General features: G+C 38.9%; 19 protein-coding genes and 1 pseudogene. 8 read left to right on the forward strand and 12 right to left on the reverse strand.

Features of this window, described 5'->3' with window-relative positions:
- Positions 1-196 precede the first annotated feature (196 nt).
- Genes RE317_RS01745 through RE317_RS01765 form a run of 5 tightly spaced genes read left to right on the forward strand, consistent with a single transcriptional unit; the run spans position 197 to position 5651 of the window.
- Positions 197-1585: an energy transducer TonB gene (locus RE317_RS01745; protein ID WP_229508818.1), complete on the forward strand. Its 1389-nt coding sequence runs from the start codon at positions 197-199 to the stop codon at positions 1583-1585.
- Positions 1582-2862 (forward strand): energy transducer TonB, encoded by a 1281-nt coding sequence (locus RE317_RS01750; RefSeq protein WP_303266114.1) that lies wholly within the window; start codon positions 1582-1584, stop codon positions 2860-2862. The genes RE317_RS01745 and RE317_RS01750 overlap by 4 nt, the downstream gene beginning before the upstream one ends.
- 43 nt (positions 2863-2905) lie before the next feature.
- A complete protein-coding gene (locus RE317_RS01755) occupies positions 2906-4261 on the forward strand; it encodes an immunoglobulin-like domain-containing protein (RefSeq protein ID WP_303266113.1) in 1356 nt (451 codons plus the stop codon).
- Positions 4262-4286: 25 nt separating this feature from the next.
- A complete protein-coding gene (locus RE317_RS01760; RefSeq protein WP_303266112.1) occupies positions 4287-5129 on the forward strand; it encodes an immunoglobulin-like domain-containing protein in 843 nt (280 codons plus the stop codon).
- 27 nt (positions 5130-5156) lie between these two features.
- A complete protein-coding gene (locus tag RE317_RS01765) occupies positions 5157-5651 on the forward strand; it encodes an immunoglobulin-like domain-containing protein (RefSeq protein ID WP_303266111.1) in 495 nt (164 codons plus the stop codon).
- Positions 5652-5879: 228 nt separating this feature from the next.
- Here RE317_RS01765 and RE317_RS01770 read toward each other — a convergent pair.
- A pseudogene (locus RE317_RS01770) lies at positions 5880-6068 on the reverse strand (hypothetical protein).
- A gap of 181 nt (positions 6069-6249) precedes the next feature.
- On the opposite strand from RE317_RS01770, the gene RE317_RS01775 reads away from it, so the two are divergent.
- The gene (locus tag RE317_RS01775) at positions 6250-6516 is read left to right on the forward strand and encodes an HU family DNA-binding protein (protein ID WP_303266110.1); all 267 of its coding nucleotides are present in this window, start codon (positions 6250-6252) and stop codon (positions 6514-6516) included.
- A 2-nt stretch (positions 6517-6518) separates the two neighbouring features.
- Complete coding sequence (locus tag RE317_RS01780; protein ID WP_303266109.1) at positions 6519-7391, forward strand: urea transporter; 873 nt, start codon at positions 6519-6521, stop codon at positions 7389-7391.
- 143 nt (positions 7392-7534) lie between these two features.
- Here RE317_RS01780 and RE317_RS01785 read toward each other — a convergent pair whose 3' ends face one another.
- From RE317_RS01785 to RE317_RS01835, 11 genes are all read right to left on the reverse strand, one after another.
- Positions 7535-8173 carry a hypothetical protein gene (locus tag RE317_RS01785; RefSeq protein ID WP_303266108.1) on the reverse strand — a complete coding sequence of 213 codons (639 nt, stop codon included), beginning with the start codon at positions 8171-8173 and terminating at the stop codon, positions 7535-7537.
- A gap of 38 nt (positions 8174-8211) precedes the next feature.
- Positions 8212-9369: a phage/plasmid primase, P4 family gene (locus RE317_RS01790; protein WP_303266107.1), complete on the reverse strand. Its 1158-nt coding sequence runs from the start codon at positions 9367-9369 to the stop codon at positions 8212-8214.
- Between the two features lie 4 nt (positions 9370-9373).
- The gene (locus tag RE317_RS01795) at positions 9374-10285 is read right to left on the reverse strand and encodes a BT4734/BF3469 family protein (RefSeq protein WP_303266106.1); all 912 of its coding nucleotides are present in this window, start codon (positions 10283-10285) and stop codon (positions 9374-9376) included.
- A gap of 223 nt (positions 10286-10508) precedes the next feature.
- On the reverse strand, positions 10509-11966 hold the full coding sequence (locus RE317_RS01800) for a phage/plasmid primase, P4 family (protein ID WP_303266105.1): 1458 nt from the start codon (positions 11964-11966) through the stop codon (positions 10509-10511).
- A gap of 66 nt (positions 11967-12032) precedes the next feature.
- Complete coding sequence (locus RE317_RS01805) at positions 12033-12782, reverse strand: phage Gp37/Gp68 family protein (protein WP_054350280.1); 750 nt, start codon at positions 12780-12782, stop codon at positions 12033-12035.
- A 250-nt stretch (positions 12783-13032) separates the two neighbouring features.
- Positions 13033-13488 (reverse strand): leucine-rich repeat protein, encoded by a 456-nt coding sequence (locus RE317_RS01810; protein WP_054350287.1) that lies wholly within the window; start codon positions 13486-13488, stop codon positions 13033-13035.
- A 76-nt stretch (positions 13489-13564) separates the two neighbouring features.
- Positions 13565-14251, reverse strand: coding sequence for a hypothetical protein (locus tag RE317_RS01815; RefSeq protein ID WP_195642882.1), 687 nt, complete (start codon positions 14249-14251; stop codon positions 13565-13567).
- Positions 14252-14433: 182 nt separating this feature from the next.
- Positions 14434-14775, reverse strand: coding sequence for a hypothetical protein (locus RE317_RS01820; protein WP_303266104.1), 342 nt, complete (start codon positions 14773-14775; stop codon positions 14434-14436).
- Positions 14750-15517: a leucine-rich repeat domain-containing protein gene (locus tag RE317_RS01825; RefSeq protein ID WP_303266103.1), complete on the reverse strand. Its 768-nt coding sequence runs from the start codon at positions 15515-15517 to the stop codon at positions 14750-14752. Before RE317_RS01825 ends, RE317_RS01820 begins: the two co-directional genes overlap by 26 nt.
- Before the next feature lie 46 nt (positions 15518-15563).
- Complete coding sequence (locus tag RE317_RS01830) at positions 15564-16799, reverse strand: hypothetical protein (RefSeq protein ID WP_117696393.1); 1236 nt, start codon at positions 16797-16799, stop codon at positions 15564-15566.
- Entirely contained in the window at positions 16796-16981 is a 186-nt protein-coding gene (locus RE317_RS01835; RefSeq protein ID WP_117696394.1) for a hypothetical protein, read from the reverse strand. The genes RE317_RS01830 and RE317_RS01835 overlap by 4 nt, the downstream gene beginning before the upstream one ends.
- 140 nt (positions 16982-17121) lie before the next feature.
- Between RE317_RS01835 and RE317_RS01840 the strand changes: the two genes are divergently transcribed.
- Complete coding sequence (locus RE317_RS01840) at positions 17122-17445, forward strand: hypothetical protein (RefSeq protein WP_303266102.1); 324 nt, start codon at positions 17122-17124, stop codon at positions 17443-17445.
- Positions 17446-17706 lie beyond the last annotated feature (261 nt).

Consider the following 17706-nt stretch of genomic DNA (forward strand, 5'->3'; position numbering starts at 1 on the left):
GTGTTTTTAGGAACAGAGGCGTTACAGGCATAAGTGAAGGGAAAATATGATTTTTGTCTCCATATTGAATCACTGTTTTTACTTATTATTTATGAGAATCGGACCGGTGTTTTTGATAGGATTTTGTATTCTAGCCGTCTGTTGTACTAATAAGCGGAAGAATATTAAAGGAAAAGAATGCCATAATATTGTAAGTATGGATACTTCGATGATTGTAGTGGACTCTACCATATTGCTGTTTCCGAATTTTAAGACATCCGGAAATGAAGTCTATACTTTATTGGATGAAAAGCCGGAATATCCCGGAGGTATGAAAGAACTTGTAAAATTCATACAGCAGAGCATTCTGTATCCTCCGGTTGCCTTACAAAAACAGACACAAGGAAGGGTTTGGATAGAAGGTATAATAGATACGGATGGCAAAATAATACAGCCTAAAGTGGTATATGGTGCAGATTCTCTGTTGGATAAGGAAGCGCTCCGTATTATAGGGATGATGCCAGCCTGGAAACCGGGGAAGTTGAACGGAAAAACGGTAAGGGTTAAATTCTATTTTCCCGTGACATTTGGAATATCAGAGAAAAAGAAAAGAAGAGATAATCAAGTTGTGATTGTAGAAGAGGGTCCCAAACAAGATCCGAAAGATACAGAAGCCATCGAAATTGAGTATATTCCTCCCGTAGATGCCACTTCTCCTGTAAAGAAAGAGGTGCCTGTAAAATGGGGACATTTGATAGATGATACGGAAGGAGTGGTCAAGGCTTCTTTTGACAGGCATAACAACCGGATAAACCGTGAAAAAAGTGAGGATATCATGGTAAATGATATCAGTATTTTCAAAGATAAGGTTTATATTTCCATTGGCAGTTCTAATTGTAATCTGATATATAAAGGTGAGGCTGATTTTTATCTGGAGGACAAACAGAAGAAATTACATAAGATTCCCGGTAAAGACGTGGATAAGGAGTCTGTCGCCCTGCATCTTGGAAAAGGGAAGACTGCCGAGATAAGTGTTGATTTTCCTGATAATTGTCAACCGGGTGATTATCTTTTGAAAATCAGAGTCTATAATGAGAATGAGGAATGTTATTATACAATCCATCAATGGTTTGAAGCATATACATCACGACAAAAATCACAAAGACGTAAACCTATTCCAGTTAGTGCTAAGTATGCCCCTGTTATGGCAGAGCCTATAACAGAGAAAAATAGGGATGATATATTTAATCTTGTTCAGAATATGCCTGAGTTTCCCGGTGGTATGCTTAAACTGGTGGAGTTTATAAAACAGAATATCCGGTATCCTCAAACTGCAAGACAAAGCAGACTGGAAGGCAGGATTACAGTAGAGATCGTTATAGACAAGGATGGAAGTATAATACAGCCTGGGATCATTCGCAACATCAGTCCGACATTACGTGGCGATACAGCTTTTTGTGAGGAAGCGTTACGTATCGTTTCAATAATGCCCAAATGGAAACCGGGTAATCAGGATGGAGTGAATCTGAAAGTAAGGTTCATGTTCCCGATAAGATTTGAATCTCCCACTAGTCAAATTGCCCGAAATAATGAAAGTATGCCATGAAAACGATATTTGTAACCATACTGCTTTGTGTTTTGATGGTCAGATGTACAAGCAAACCTAAACATAATCCGATAGTGGATACTATAAACAGTAGTATAGGAATAAATGATACCCTCGGATTGTCATTGTATCCCGAATACCCTGTATATTCCACCAGACAGAAACAAGTGACTTTTGTATTACATAACAATAGTGGTACTGATATTGGTCTTGGAGGATATTACAGCTACACTTATGAGGATGAAAAAGGAATATGGAGGGATGCACCTATGCAGCTTATTGTATTTGCTGAAGAAATCATGCTCCAACAAGGCAGTACATATTATTATAATGCGGAATTGTTCAGGCATATTCCCGGTCGTTATCGCTTTTTTCTTACAATAAGAAGAAATGATAGAAAACATACTTTAATGGCTGAATTCCAATTGCAGAATGATGCTGTTGAATTTTTTAAAGTGCATTCTGATAACCAACAGAAAGATACCTTACCACCGGACGAAGTGCTTGTTGACCAACCCGTCTTTAGAGTCATTGACCAAATGCCTGAATTTCCCGGTGGTATGGATAAACTGTTGCAGTTCATCAACGACAATATACAATATCCGGCAGAAGCACGGAAGAAGGGAATACAAGGAAGAGTTACTGTTCAATTTATTGTAGATGAAGACGGTCACATAACAGAACCTAACATAGTGAGAAGTGTTGACCCTTTTTTAGATAAAGAGGCATTACGTATCATAAAAACGCTTCCCCAATGGAAACCCGGAACATTGAAAGGGAAAGCTGTAAAGGTGAAATATACAGTTCCGGTAACTTTTAGGCTGGATAAAACAAAAGAGATCCCCCAAGCCCCACAATCAATGACACAGACATTGCATCCGGTATCCCGTAATATTCCAATCGGAAAAAACATGAATCCCGATTCGCTTTCCATGAAAACAGAATATGCCTGCTATCCGCCGTCAACTACGGAAGTGAGAATATTTGTCATCAATCACTCCTGGCAAAAGTACACATGTGGAAATGACTACAGCCTTGCTTTTTATAATGGCAGCAAACGACAATGGGAAACAATATCTGCCAATCCAACTATTGAGGATATTGGTTGGGTATTGCTTCCCCAATATCCCCCTCATCAGCAGACAATCAAACTCCATGCTTCTGAAATACCCAATCGTCCGGGAAAATACCGAATTTATAAAACATTCTATAGAGATGCCAAAGAAGTAGCCTATGCGGAGTTTGAAATAACTTCATCCGAGTTGTATCAGAAATAACTTGATAAGGCGATGTGATATTAACCCAATGGAAGATAACGCTATGAAACATTTACTTTTTATATCATTGATACTATTGTGTTCTTGCCATTCCGATTCTTCCAGGAAAGGACAGAAGGACGAAACAGACAGCATTCGTTTGCAAAAGGAACTATGCGCTTTACATCGGTATGTGGACGGCATTATTAAATCCGACAGTATCCTGCAACAACGCTTTCATTGTTCAGGAGCAGGTCTGACCAAAGACAAAGTGTCCATTGACTTCCAGAATATACCGGAAGATTCCTTTGAGGTTTTTAAATCGGCATTCAGGAAAGACGTTTTTGATTCTCCGTTGTTGGAATTCAATATAATGTCGGACATCACATTCGGTCCTGAAATCATTCCGATAAAAGAAGGTTCTCCCAGACGAACTATAACTATGGTGCCGAGTCCTATACCACGGGATATTCCGCAAGGGGAAGCCATAAGCCCTGATTCCCTTTCAATGCGTGTTGAATATGACTATTATCCGTTATCGACAACGGAAGTAAAAGTAATCATAACCAACCACTCCCGTTATGAATATGATTGTGGCGAAGGTTACAGTCTGGTCTATTACAATGAAAAACAGAAAACATGGGAAACGCTGCCGACCAATCCAATCAGGAATGATGTTTTATGGATATTTCCATCGGACTGTCCCACCCATGAGCAGACAATCAGGCTTTATACTTCTGAAGTGCCTAATCGTCCGGGGAAATATCGCATCTATAAATCATTCAATGGAAATACAAAAGTAGCTTATGCTGAATTTGAGGTGCTTCGGGAGAATGGAGCTGAAAGGATGTTGAGAATCGTGGATGAGTACCTGGACAAATACAGAAACAGGGAAGATGCGATATCACAGAACTTTTCGACATGGGGGCTTCGTGGAGATACGCTTGATATGACCTGGAGCGTTAATTCCCCTTATATGAGAATATTGTTCAGGCAACGTGTGTTGAGCTATTCTGCTACTGTTGTCAATAACGGTAAAGAAACGGCTGTAAAGTTTTTTAACAAGACAGCCTACATGGATACACTGAATGTGGCAATGAGAACAGAAAAATCTGTTTATCCTGTAGGAACAAAACTTGTAAAAGTAACACTAATGAACAGTAACGAGAAAGAATTTTCAATTGGAACTGATTATTATATTGTAAGAAAAGAAAAGGACAAATGGGTGTTTCTGCATGGTGATCAGATATGGCATCTTGTGGAAATTATAATAAAACAACATAGCTCATATACCTTTCAGGCTGCTCTTTACCCCCTGCTTAACGATAATCATCCTGGAATATACAGAGTTATCAAACATATGAATTTTGTTGATTCACCGGAGAAATGGACTATGGCAGCCGAGTTCAGGATTAAATAACTTTATGACTTTGAATACAAAGCTTATGAATAACAAGATACTGTTTTTATTTCTAGCCTGTTGCTTGTTTTCCGGTTGTATGGATATGGATAAGAAACGGAATAATGGAGGCGGAAACCCTGATATAATTTTATTAGGAGAACAGAAAGAGCTGGGTATCTCCTTTTCTCATGATTATACTGTATATATGAAAGTATTGAAAACGGTTCATTCATCAGATAGTGGTATGATGGTTGTAGTGTCCAACGCATTGGATGTTCCGATGAGATATGGAGAGGGGTGGAAATTACAGAAACATACCGGGGATGCTTGGACTGATAAAGGTTATAGAAAGGATCTTGATGGATTTAATGGGATTCTTCCTCCTAGGAGAAGTTGCCTTTTGAAATTTCCTCTTGGAGAATTGGAGCCCGGAAAGTATCGCATAGTCAAGGCTTTTCAAATAGGAAGGAGGAATATTCTGCAACTGGGAGCGAAATTTGAAATACGTGATAATTATAATCCGTTAATTCTACCGTTCTGGATGTTGTATCCACAGGACAGGATAGTGCTCGGTTTCTATGATATTGTTTTTTCGGAAGATTTGCCAAAGTCATATCCTATGTATCTTATCAATAAAACGGATTGTGATATAACATTGGGAAGAGCATATCGGATAGAAAAATATGAAAAAGGGATATGGAGTACTGTCAAGGGGAACAGCGATTTTAGAGATGACGCACTGATAGTCAAACCTTGCAGACGTTCCGGATGGAAAGGACTCGGAGTGTATATTCCCCGACTGGCTAAGGGATTATACAGGATATGTAAGGAAGAGGACCATGATAACAGAACTCATCTGATAACCTGTGAGTTCTATATTTATTAGTAGAATAAGTTAAAACAGACAATATTTATGAAAGCTGGATTGATATGTTTGCTTACCCTTGTTAATCTTATGAGTAGTTGTATCAATAGGGATAAATCATTTGATGGCGAGAGTTTCCTTGTCGGTACTGGTGCATGTACTGTAATTCATTCTGATACGTTGACTTGTAACTGTGATCTGAAGGAAGATACTGTATATATGAGAACATTGAAGGCAACATATCCTATGGGAACAGAACTTGTAACGACAATGGCAATAAATTCCACGGATACACCTTTGGAGTATGGCTGTGACTGGTGGTTGTATAAATGGACTGTGAATAAATGGGAAAAGGCTGTTCCCCAACGGGATATTTCTTTTGCCGGTTGTATAGTCACTCCTTCTTATGGGAACCAATATTATTTTTTTGTATATCCCGTCGGAGTGTTTTATAATCTTGAACCGGGAAGATATCGTATTTCCCAACCATTCCGGTGTGATGGTAAAAATTTGGAGTTAGGGGCTGATTTTGAAGTCAGGTGACTGTTTGCATGTTTTGGAAGCATAGGAAATCATTGGGGATATATGATAGCTTGAAGATAAATTGAATGGATTGGATTAAGTGCTATACGGTCAAGGCATCATTCGAAAAGCGGTGAATGTTGTAGTGATGATAATATTCATTTTCTCAGATTCGGAAGGAGTGGTTGATATTAGAGGTGATAGGAAAACAATATATAAGAAGGAGGGATAAAACATCTCCTTCATGGTTTATCTTATCCATTCTGCTATCTTGTCCTTGGCATAGAAATAATAGAAAGCCAGCCCAAACCAGCTTGTAATGATGATTAAAACGATGAACAGAAGTTTTTTCACCACCTCACCATTTGTTTTTCAGATTTCCATTCCGGCCTTGATGGTAAGAACAAGACCGATGGTCCATATAATAAATCCAATCATAGTTTTATATGTTATATTACCACAAAATATAACATTTTTTTGAATTCCGATAGCATGTACGGACCATTAATGTGTTTTGTGGGGGATTGATTCAGCTTCCATATCTTGATTTTTTTCCTGCCGGTGGTTTTATAACTTGGAATTCGGTATCTTTGCAGCCTTTTAATAAAACAATCGGATTATGCAGAAAATAGAAATTGTAGATAAGATTTCCCGGCAAACTGGAGTTGGGAGGAAGGAAGCTCTTCAGGTCGTGGAATGTTTCATGGAGGTGGTGAAGGATTCTTTGTCCAATGGAGAGAATGTGTATCTGAGAGGATTCGGCAGCTTCATAGTAAAACATCGTGCTGAGAAGGTGGCCCGTAATATCAATAAGAATATAAGTGTAGTTGTTCCGGCTCATGATGTTCCGGCCTTTAAACCGTCCAGGGATTTTACATTGGATTAAAAATGTTTTCGGTATATAACTCTTTACTTGTCTTAAGTCGTGGAATAGGCCAGGTGATGTTTCAGAACAATGCGTTGTCTGGTCTGTTGATGCTGATCGGGATATTTCTGAATTCATGGGAAATGGGAATATTGGCTGTAAGCGGTAATATAATAAGTACATTGACTGCCCATTTTTCAGGCTATGGACGTGATGATATAAAGGATGGTCTGTATGGTTTTAACGGTACATTGGTGGGAATAGCAGTCGGGGTCTTCATGGAACTGTCGATAGGTTCCTTATTGCTGATGGCTGTGGCTTCATGTATTTCAACCTGGATAGCACGATTTTTCAACCTGCAACGCTCACTTCCCGGATTTACGGCACCTTTTATTCTTTCCGTATGGGGGCTGTTGGGGTTCTGTACCTGGATTATGCCTGATATTTTGTTGGTTTCTGATACGGTAACTGATGCTACACAAGGAATCAATTACTTTCAGATCTTCAGTTTTGGTATCGGTCAGGTAATGTTTCAAGGGAATATCTGGACTGGTTTATTGTTTTTAGTTGGTATTCTTGTTAATTCATGGAGTGCTACTTTCTATGCTGTATTTGGAGCATTTCTCCCTATTCCTTTGGCTATCTTACTGGGAATAGACACTGAAACCTTGAATATGGGATTGATGGGCTATAACGGTGTATTGTGTGCCATAGCTTTAGGAGATAGAACCCTGAAAAGTCTTGTATGGGCCTCATGTTCAGTCTTGCTTTCCACTCTCTTGCAGATTATAGGGATGAACTTGGAGATTACTACTCTGACCGCCCCTTTTGTAGTATCTGTATGGGTCATAATGGGAATACAGAAGTTGGTGAATCCAAAAACAGCAAAGTGTTAATTCTGGCATTATGATTAATGATAGAAAAATAAGGGAGACCGAACGTTTACATTGTTCAGTCTCCTTTTTGTTCTATAATTTGAATCGGAAAGAACTACATGGGTTAATTCTGTTGCTCTTTTGGGGCTTCAAATCAATCAGTTTCAATTCCAAAGAAGCTTTTCGTATTTTGCCTTTGTTTTATCTGTAAGTTCTTCGCCATTATATTTTATGTCAGTTATAAACGTATGAAATACATAGTATTTATCAGATTTATAACCGATAGCCACACCATCTTCAGTCAGCCATTTAAGTATACCATTTCGTTCAGAAATAAATCCTGATGAAGTCAAGTAAACAAAGAACACTTCTTCATTTTGATGTGTATTACAGCTAAAGTTCTCTAGAAAAGGATAAAGAAAAAAAACGATTTGTGACTTTTTGGTGTCTTCAGGTGTAATTTTTCCTATAGTAAAATAATCAGTGGTCTGATTTTTTAGTTGAAATTTTTGGGTAACCGTGAATCCGGGGTTACTCCATTGTGGCCACTTTATACCAATATGAGCCACGTATCCATCGTGCAGATTAATCGTAGGGAAAGCATGAACATGTGGGCCTAGATCAGAATGATTTTTGGCTGCATATTGCTCATACATATTTAAATTCTGCTTGATCTTTTTTATAGCTTCAGCCTTTTTTATGTTCACCTTACTCAAATATTCTTTCATTACTTGTTCTAAAGAATCGTAGCGACCATTAGTCGTGGGAATCGAACTGTTTGTTTGATTTTTTTTCTTTTTCATACTATATGTTTTTGGGGTTTGTATTTTATTCATAGTGCTCATAGCTTAAATCCCTCAGGCAGGATTAGATTCACCTTTTTCCGTACTCCACTGCCATAACGGTATTCCTCCAACTGTTTCTGGCATAATGAAGATTCAGTAAAACCGGATTGAGTGATTAACCGTTCTCTACCTTCAAGCACCCAGTTCATAATTCCGGGTAACTCTGTAGAAACAATCTTCTCAGCCAGTTTCGGATCCACTTCCAATTTGGGTATCTGGACTTTGAAGGGAACGATAAGAAACCTCCTGAAATATCCATTGGACTTGTCGTTGGTTTTCGGCAGCTCGTTCAGACAAAAAAGCATTTTGGCGTAATCGGTAAGTGTTGCCACATCCTTATATAGTTGTCTGGTACTGATAGGTTCTCCACTGGCGATACGTTTGAAAATATCCCCCGAGAAAGCGTTTGGGGCTACATCAGAACAGGTATTCAGCAATTTTCCTGATAAATTTGCCCTGCTTCTGTCTCCGTTTTCTCCACACATATCCGATAGAGACTCATGGGAAATGTTCTCCTTGCCTAGAAGAGCCTCGACAATATCAACGAACACCGATTTACCATTCTTTCCGGAGCCATAGAGGAACAGACACTTCTCCAGTTTCAATGGGGTAAAGATCCAGCCTATATACTCAGCCAGAACCTTTTGAGCGTCCTTGTCCGGTAATACTCTGTCCAGGTACTTCATAAACATCTGACACGTCGCATTTGGGTTATAGGGGTAAGGGAGAACATACCTGAAATAATCCGAATATAGATGTTGCTCCAGTCTTCCGGTTTTAAGATTAAGCGTACCGTTCTGAAAGTTGATTTTCTCCTTGTCCTGCTCTACCGCCAATCCCATCACCGTATATGGAAACTGCTTGAACAATCCTTCCACCACTTCCCTTTGTGATGCCTCTACCATATTATTTGTCATTCTCCCCAAAGCTTCCCTGAGAAATATCTTCAGGTCAAAATCATCTATACTGACCCAATACTTTCCGGTGTAAGAATAAACACGCTGGTCCCTGAAAGTTTGAAAAGGATAACCGAGCTTGATTGCCACTTTTTGTATCTTGTAGCATACTTCGGCATTTGTTCCCCTCTTGTTGTTTGAAGCGGTTGGTTGGGGAATGGCATTGATTATATCCCCCAATAATTTTTTGTAATCCATAATCTTAAATTTTTCTATATTTACTACCAAAATTACCTTTATCATCAACCCACTTATAGGCGTTCCTTACTTCACGTTTTATCTCCCCTTCAGAGAAATCCGGTTCTATGAATTGGGAGAGATACCTGAAAGCTGTTTCTTGTGGAATACCCCATTCCGCTAATTCTCTGGCTCTATCAAAAGATGACTGATGTCTGTTTCCATGTGTCATTGGGTACTTGTCAAATCCGCCTTCCAAGAAATTCAGCAGCTTCCCATGTTCATAAGGCGGAGCATAAGTTTTAACACGGATAACAACTGGTGAAGAAGGGGATGATGAAATTCTCTTCGTCCATATAATACTATTCCTGTTCCGATAAAGATCAGGGTCACTGCTTAGATAACAAGCTCTGGACATTCCTTTACAACTGTCATCCCAGAACGGAGAGCTATAATATTCCTTCAAAGCGTCAAGGTATTCGTTATGACTGGTGTTATCTATATTATTGGCAACACGGACAATAACCTTATAACCTCTACCGGAAGGAGAAAGGAATGCAGCATAGGTATAAGGATCATTAACCAGCATATTCCAGACATTAACCATTTCTTGAACCGGAATCTTATCGAAATCAACAACTACAAGACCTGAAGGAGTAATAAGAGCATCATTACAGAATCTTCCGAATGTTCCGGCAAAAAGACAGATAGGTAACTTTCCCTTAAGTTCGGAATACTTTGAATGGTCAGTATCATAGAAAGATCTCATGGCATCAATCTCAGGTTTCAGTTTTTCCTGTTTAATCATGTCGAATACCAGATCAATATCCACATGGTTGGGAGGATATTCCATGACTTTGAATGATTTTACACCGGTCAGAGGATTTGTATATTCCTGACTATAAGGTTTCTGTTTAAAGAGTGTTACTTCAATCATAATTTCTAAATTTTAATTGTTCGTTAATATTTCATTTAATCTTTCTTCTTCCCGTCCTCAAGAGAGAGAAGGGGGGAAAGGGGAAAGCGGAACCTCTAAAACCTATTTTTTTACTGATTTCTGAATAAGTAGAATTGAAAAAAGTTATGAAAAATAGGCTTTTCCACCCCCTTTTCCCCCATTTCCCCTCCTTTTCCCTTTGAGGCAGGGAAAGAAAAGTAATCTAATCAAAAGGTAAAGAAAGTCTAATCTTAGAACTGTTTATACCTATCTTCACACCTTTCTTGTTATCCTCTTCCACCACATAACCCTCGCTTTTCAGTTTCATCTTGAAGTTTTCCCTGGTCTCGGCTTTCTGGTTATTATCCCTGCAATATTCCCGATAATTGTTGAATAGAGGAGTCAGACCTATTTTGTTGTCATTATCAGGAACACACATCTTGGCACTCAGGAACATGACCACTGTATCCGTATCCTCCTTGTATGCCTGCTCCAGATTTTCAAGGGTGGAGGATTTGCTGAGTTTTTTTCCATTCTTGATAAATCTTCCCAGACCTTCGATAGCCCAGATGAGAATACCGGACAATTCACTTTTCAATTTTTTAGCCAGATCAGGGTCAGCCTTACTCTTGTCTATCTTCACATCGAAAGGAATAATCAGTAACCTCCTCCTGAATCCGAAAGACGTATCACTACTATAAGGCATGGAGTTACAGTTGAAAGCCAATCTTGCATAGTCCTTTAAAATCTCCGGTTCCTTATATAATCTTCTGGCTTCAACGGGTTCCCCACTCGTCAGTTGCTTGAAGATACCGTTGGCGAATATCTTGCCGTTGAAGTCGCTGCTGTAGTTCAGAAGCTTGTTCCTGATCATTGCCCTGCTGTATCCTTTATCATCACATAAGGAGTTTATGTTGTAGGAGCAGACATTATCCTCGCCAAGCAGGGCCATCACAATCTCGAAGAACACGCTCTTGCCATTGAATCCTGAACCTACACAACACAATGCCTTCTCCAGTTTGATGAAGGGATTGAGACAGCAACCGACAAACTCCTGCAATACTTCCTGAACATCTTTGGCTGGCAATACTTCATCCAGAAACTTATGAAACATGGGACACATCGCTTTGGGGTCATACTCATAAGGAAGGACATAGAAGAAATAGTCATCAGCCGAATGCTCCTGTTCCCTCACGCTTCCATCATGACCAATCACAAGGGTCGTATTAGTCAGATTGATTTTAACCACACCCTTATCCCGTTCTGTCTGCCTGTAAAGTGAGTAGCAGGCCTGTTCATGGACCTTGTTCGCTATCCTCACATTTCTGGCTGTATATTTGTCGGCTCCCATTTTCTGGAAAGCCTTGCCTAGGAAATGTTTCAGGTCAAGCTCGTTTATCGGTTCCCAGAACATCTTGTTATACAGATAGCACGTTTTTCCCTCATTGATCACCAGGCCATATCCCAATTGTCCAGCTACTTCCCTCACTTTCTCGACAACAAGGACGGATTTGTTCTCATCAGTGATCTGTATGGAATAGATCTTCTCCTGAAAGAGTTTTTTCACATCAGGATCTGTCTCTTTTTCCAGTCTCCGGTACAGTCCACCGGCATAAATCTCCTTGAAATCCGTTTTCGGAATATTATCAAGGATCTCTTTAAGAATTTCATTTAAAGTCATTTTTTATGTTTTATGATGAAGCCCTATCCCATAAATGGGTTCAGGCTTTATCGGTTAATTACTCAATCAAGGTTTTATCTTTCTTGGAGTCGGATAAGCGTGGTATTCTTTTCCGTCCAAAAGACACCCGTTTTCTTTAGCACTACGTTTCACTCCGTCAGCACTCCAAGTACCCCACTGCTTAAAAAAGAAAGCTGTACCTGTGGAAGCGTCACATTGGGATTTAATATTCAGAATCCAGTCCTTTTCCACTTTTCTGGCTCTGTTTCCCGATTCTCCACCAACGATAACCCAGTCAATATCAGACAAGTCAAGTGTTCCCAGGTCTTCCAGCAGAGGCTCACAACTGAGGAACCGTACCGGAGCATCCAGTTTCTTCAGGTAATCAATACGGCCTTTCATCTTCTGATTCTCGACTGTAACACCGAGCCAGACATTTTCAGGAATAGTATGAACTGAAAAATACTCATACATCCTCTCTGCCCGTTTTGTCAAAATCTGGAATGTATGCTGTGGACATTTAGTGATAACTTCCATTACTTTGTCGATGAAATCAAACGGAATATCCTTATGGAATAAATCTCCCATACTTACCACAAACACAAGCTTGTTCCCTTTCCATTCAAATGGCTCGTTTAAACATTCAGGATGGATAGTCGGGATAAAGCCATTCTGATATTTGGCCTGTCCCATAGCTTTCAGACGTTCGGCCATCATTCTTGCGTAACAATTCTTACATCCATCACTGATCGGATCACAACCCGCTGTAACGTTCCATGTGGTTGTAGTCCATGAGATTTTGCTGTTATTACTCATTGTTTCTTATTGTTTTTAAATTCAATACTATTATCCCTCTGTCCCTCAGTTTCTTATATCCTACACCCGGGATGTTTTTAGGCATAGAAGGGGCTGTAATAGAAATTTTCATTTTTTCCATTATCCTAAAATTTTTAATTATGTTATTGCTTGTTCTCTTCAAATCCACAGACCGTTTCCAATTTCATAACCTCTCTTTGGAAACCATGATGAAAACGGTCTTGTGGAAAGTGGATATCTTCCGGTTCGCCTAGTCTGTTGAAACCACCAAGTTACCGGAAATATCATACAGTTCGATACTGTGTCCCAGTTCTTTCTCGATATGTTGCTTCAGTGTTTTCGGATTGATACCCGATGAGTCGGCATGGAATCTGATATTTTCCCGACATCCCCTGAAAGCGTTTGTCGCAATACTGCCTACATAAAACGAAATATGAATATCAGTCAGTGACTTGCATCCTTCAAATGCTGCCTCACCGATATCCGGATCTATGGGGAGGGTAACTTCCTTCAGGTTTATACATCCCTTGAACAGGTTTGCCGATACTGTACCCGCATCATCAGGAAGTATCACCTTTTCGACATGCCGGTCCATATAAAAGGCACCGGGAAACAAGCCCGTCCCACTTTTTGACAAGTCAATCTCTGTTTTCTTGCAATACATCCGTTTTTGGAATGTATTTTTGTTCCCTTTTAAATGTTTCATAATCATTTTTTTATCTTGGTTGGAATTATTGTCAATGGGAGGGAGAATCTGGTATTCTCCCTCTGTTGGTTGAAAATCACCATTCTGTGTTCCAAAGACGATTATCAAGTTCTTTTTTCATGTCATCCGTCAATTCTTCTCCTTGATATTTGATTTGATCTGTAAATCTGTTAAATACGTAGAATTTACAGTATTTATATCCGAAAGCTAATCCTTCGGAAAACAACCATCTCACTTCTCCGGAGCATTTTGAAATATAACCGGTACAAGAGAGAATACTAAAGAAGAGGTCCTCTCCGTATTTGGTAGAATCCGAAAAACATTCAAGAAACGGCCTGGTAAAGAATGCAAGTTGGAGTTCATCGGCGTTATCCGGATGAATCCATCCTATAGTCATGTCATCACCGCCATCTTCAAGAACAAATTCTTTTGTCAGGGAAACAATTATTCTCATTTCCACCCTATACTTATAGATATAGACTGTATAGCCGTCTCCCCAGTCGAAAGCATAGAAATCGTCACAATGTGAATCCATATCTGAATGGTCAGTATCAGAATGCTCTTGGTAGAAAAGAGTATTTTTCTTGATTATCCGATCTATTGTATACATAATATGATCCCAATTACTGACAAATTCTTCCACTACTTCACCCAGGCAACTATATTCTTTCCGGCCGGGGATAGGTAAACTATCAGCTTCGAAAATATTATTACTATTTAAATCCGAAGACGGTTTGTTGTTTTCAAAGTATAATCTCAACATGATATTCTTTTTTTTATGTTATTTACTGCTATCCTTTTGTTTTCAAAGCCTTTACATTCTACACCAAGGATATTTTTAAGCATAGAAAGGGCTGTAATGGGAATTTTTAGTCTTTCCATTATCCTAAATTTTAATTAAACTTCAATTGTGATAAAGTAAGCCGGGCCCGTGCTTGCTTTATATTAGAATTTTACATATCTGCCGGGAATAGTTTCAATGTTTATTTCCTCATCCTTGAGAGCAGATTGTAACAGAGCATACCAGAGGTTCAGATCATTGCTAATAACGACCAGTTTCTTTTCCAGATCGTTATCCAGTGCAGTTACGAGATCACCGTTCCCATCCACTACAGACACCCCACGTACCAGATAATCACTGACCGTAGTAACATGGATAATAACATCTCCAACAGGGCACATCAACTGGCATTGTAACTTGTTGATGATTCCGGTATCAAGTTTTGGTTTTTGAGGGAGACAGATACTATATCCATTCTCCTTAAATTGTTTTAATGTTTTCATCATCACGTTCTTTTATCAGTTTATAATTGTTTTTTCCTACGTTAAAGCGATGTTTTGTCTTTTGGGGAACAGAAATTGTAGTCAATGAAGTACAATTTGCGAAGGCTCTGGGGGCAATTTTAATTAACCTGGGGAAACTGATTTTCTCCATATACACATTCCCCTCAAAAGCACTCCCGCCTATTTCCATAACCCAGAACGGCACATCAAATTCCCGTTTGTTAGAAAAATTAAAAATCAGTGTACCGTCAGCCGTATATAGACATTCATCCTGGATTTTGAAATATTCAGACAGGTTGTCAATTTCCCTTATACCGGAATAGGCAAAAGGATTTCCTATGATTTCCTTCAAGCTATGTGGTAATGTGATACGGGTTAGGTTTGGGCACTTCCAAAACGCTTCCCGATTTATGCATTCCACTCCTTCCGGCAGGTGTACATGTTCAAGATTGGTACAGCCGAACAATAACTTTTCCGGTATTTCTGTTACCTTTGGAGGAATGGCTATTGAGTTTAGAGCCATCCTTTGAAAAGCTCCTGAACCTAATTTAGTAACCGAGTCAGGTAAATCCAAGAATTCGGTCTTATTGGAAAAAGAGAGGGTAGCAAAAGCATTATCCGAAATACTCTCTGTTCCGTTTTCGACAGCATAATAACAGCACTCTTGATTCAATAGCTTTAGAAATACCTTTCCATCGCCTGAATATAATGCACCATTACACTCTTTGTTCTGATTTTTCATCATTTAAAATTATAGTTGATCCCCCACCACGAAGATGGGGGAAGTTGTTTTATGAAAGAATTTTTTTGATTTTGTCAAGATTGGATGATTTTTTGGGTGAGGCTACACTGGAAACCATCCTGTCGTACTCCTCTTCCGCATTTAAAGCCAAAGCCTCGTACTCTTCCTTTTTGCCATCCTTTTTGATTTCCTTCTGGAAATTTTTCCATGCTTGGGTTATTACTTCTGTTTTTTGGCTTACAGAATCGGCTTTTATGGCGGCAAGTAGTGTCTGTTTGGACAAAGAAGTGATAAAAAGCATCAGTTGATCCATCGTTTCAGCTTTCTGTACATCAGAAACGGCATTATAGGCTGCAATGACAGCATCAATGATGGCACTGTTCCTCTTCATCCGTACTTCATTTCTACATGCTACCTGGATGGCTCTGCGTATTCTGTCTCCACGCTCTATTTCAGCATCCGTACCTCTAAGTTCATCAGACAGTTTATTGTAAAACAGCGCATCCTCAAATTTCTGTTTTCTATAGCCGTCAATCATCTTGTAAATTTTCCACGCGGCACGCTGGGTCATCTTATCCTCATTCACGCATTTTTCTATACTGGAAAGAACAGTCCTGCCCTCTTTTTCAAAGGTCTGTACCAGAAGTGTTTCGGTATCACGATGATTCCATTTCTTACAGGCAAGATTATATTCTCCAATAAATGCTCCTATAGGAACATCTTTAGGAATATTCACCAGTTCCATTCGTGCATCCAACGGAATGTTTCTGGTTTCTTCACTAGCTAGCCAAAGAGCAAGAGCATCCACTTTGTGCTGCCCGTCAAGAATGCAATAATACATATCTATATTAGGAGTGGCTAATGTAAGAATATTGCCTGCGCGATCTTTAAGAATATGACCTTTTTCTATCAGTTTTCGGGCTGCTACAACCTTAATGTCATTTAGCATACCGACACGCTTGAAGGAGCCAAACAGAAATTCCACATGTTTCATGTCGATTAACCGGTTTTTATCAAGATATGCAAATTTTCCACCGGCTCTATGGAAATCAAAAACTCCTACCTTCTCACCATTACTTAATTTTATTAATAGTTTAGCTTTGAGGGCTTCCCCATCTATTTGCACACTATTTGCAAGCAGTTGTGCTGACTGTTCCTTCTCTTTTGCGCTACAGTTACTATCAGGCGTAGTACTTCCCTGAGGTGTCATACCATTGTTAATACTCTCTACCATCGCTTGGACGGTTGCTTGTTCTGTTACAGAACATAAGTTTTCTGTACTCATAATTTTAAAAAATTAAACTGTTTAAGGTTATGTTCTTTCTCTAGTACAACCTGAAACTCATACGACAACTCCTTCACTAGATCCATACGATCTAATGCGAGGGCTGCTCTTATTTTAAGAAGGAGTTTTTGCTTCTTCTCCATCAGTCGCAGCATTTCTACGTTGTCTATACTTTGTTTCATACTTCATTGCTTTTTGGTATCGCAAAGTTACTGATTTGTCTATAAAAGCTTCTGTATTAGTGTGTTGTATGAAAAAATGAAGAAAACTAAAAGGTAAACAATTGGTTCAAAGCAGAATATGAAGATGAAAAATATGAGTCGTGGGAACTAAAAATGGGACAAATAGGGCAAAGGTGGAGCAAAAATGGAACAAAAAAAGCTATTCTTCCAACAAGAATAGCTTAAATATACAAAATTATAAAGGTTTTGGGGAAGGAAGCCCTTGCGGAACGGGGTTGTTATTATTGATTTCTTTAGTGAAGAATTCCTCCAGTTTTGTTTTAAAATCCTGGGGGGCTTTGTTGGCGTATGTGGAAGGATCACCAGTATATTTATCACAGATGAAAAAAAGTTTTATTCGGTGGTATTTACCAGTTGGAACATTGTTTCCTTTTCTTATCCCTTTTCTTCCGTTGCCCCAATAGAATTGCTTTACGATATAGTAAAGTCTATAGCTGCCAGAATCCTTATCCGTATTCCATTCTATTTTTTTCAAAAGATTATCAGGTTTATGTCTTCCAGTCAAACGGTAGGCGAAACTTTTTTTGGTTTGGATATCGTTTTCTATATATTCTTGTTCTGCTATATAATCAATAAATTCAATAACTTGTATTTACAACCGATTATTACTCAATATTTTATAGATAATAAGTCAGAAATATGGTTGTTATTTTTAATTGCACATT

Source organism: Phocaeicola sp. GP0067 (genome assembly GCF_031119655.1).
GTDB lineage: Bacteria > Bacteroidota > Bacteroidia > Bacteroidales > Bacteroidaceae > Phocaeicola > Phocaeicola vulgatus.

Excerpts from the sequence above, each read along its gene's own strand:
- RE317_RS01745 (WP_229508818.1), top strand. The coding sequence starts at position 197 with ATGGATACTTCGATGATTGTAGTGGACTCTACCATATTGCTGTTTCCG.
- RE317_RS01750 (WP_303266114.1), top strand. The coding sequence starts at position 1,582 with ATGAAAACGATATTTGTAACCATACTGCTTTGTGTTTTGATGGTCAGA.
- RE317_RS01755 (WP_303266113.1), top strand. The coding sequence starts at position 2,906 with ATGAAACATTTACTTTTTATATCATTGATACTATTGTGTTCTTGCCAT.
- RE317_RS01760 (WP_303266112.1), top strand. The coding sequence starts at position 4,287 with ATGAATAACAAGATACTGTTTTTATTTCTAGCCTGTTGCTTGTTTTCC.
- RE317_RS01765 (WP_303266111.1), top strand. The coding sequence starts at position 5,157 with ATGAAAGCTGGATTGATATGTTTGCTTACCCTTGTTAATCTTATGAGT.
- RE317_RS01775 (WP_303266110.1), top strand. The coding sequence starts at position 6,250 with ATGCAGAAAATAGAAATTGTAGATAAGATTTCCCGGCAAACTGGAGTT.
- RE317_RS01780 (WP_303266109.1), top strand. The coding sequence starts at position 6,519 with ATGTTTTCGGTATATAACTCTTTACTTGTCTTAAGTCGTGGAATAGGC.
- RE317_RS01785 (WP_303266108.1), bottom strand. The coding sequence starts at position 8,173 with ATGAAAAAGAAAAAAAATCAAACAAACAGTTCGATTCCCACGACTAAT.
- RE317_RS01790 (WP_303266107.1), bottom strand. The coding sequence starts at position 9,369 with ATGGATTACAAAAAATTATTGGGGGATATAATCAATGCCATTCCCCAA.
- RE317_RS01795 (WP_303266106.1), bottom strand. The coding sequence starts at position 10,285 with ATGATTGAAGTAACACTCTTTAAACAGAAACCTTATAGTCAGGAATAT.
- RE317_RS01800 (WP_303266105.1), bottom strand. The coding sequence starts at position 11,966 with ATGACTTTAAATGAAATTCTTAAAGAGATCCTTGATAATATTCCGAAA.
- RE317_RS01805 (WP_054350280.1), bottom strand. The coding sequence starts at position 12,782 with ATGAGTAATAACAGCAAAATCTCATGGACTACAACCACATGGAACGTT.
- RE317_RS01810 (WP_054350287.1), bottom strand. The coding sequence starts at position 13,488 with ATGAAACATTTAAAAGGGAACAAAAATACATTCCAAAAACGGATGTAT.
- RE317_RS01815 (WP_195642882.1), bottom strand. The coding sequence starts at position 14,251 with ATGTTGAGATTATACTTTGAAAACAACAAACCGTCTTCGGATTTAAAT.
- RE317_RS01820 (WP_303266104.1), bottom strand. The coding sequence starts at position 14,775 with ATGATGAAAACATTAAAACAATTTAAGGAGAATGGATATAGTATCTGT.
- RE317_RS01825 (WP_303266103.1), bottom strand. The coding sequence starts at position 15,517 with ATGATGAAAAATCAGAACAAAGAGTGTAATGGTGCATTATATTCAGGC.
- RE317_RS01830 (WP_117696393.1), bottom strand. The coding sequence starts at position 16,799 with ATGAGTACAGAAAACTTATGTTCTGTAACAGAACAAGCAACCGTCCAA.
- RE317_RS01835 (WP_117696394.1), bottom strand. The coding sequence starts at position 16,981 with ATGAAACAAAGTATAGACAACGTAGAAATGCTGCGACTGATGGAGAAG.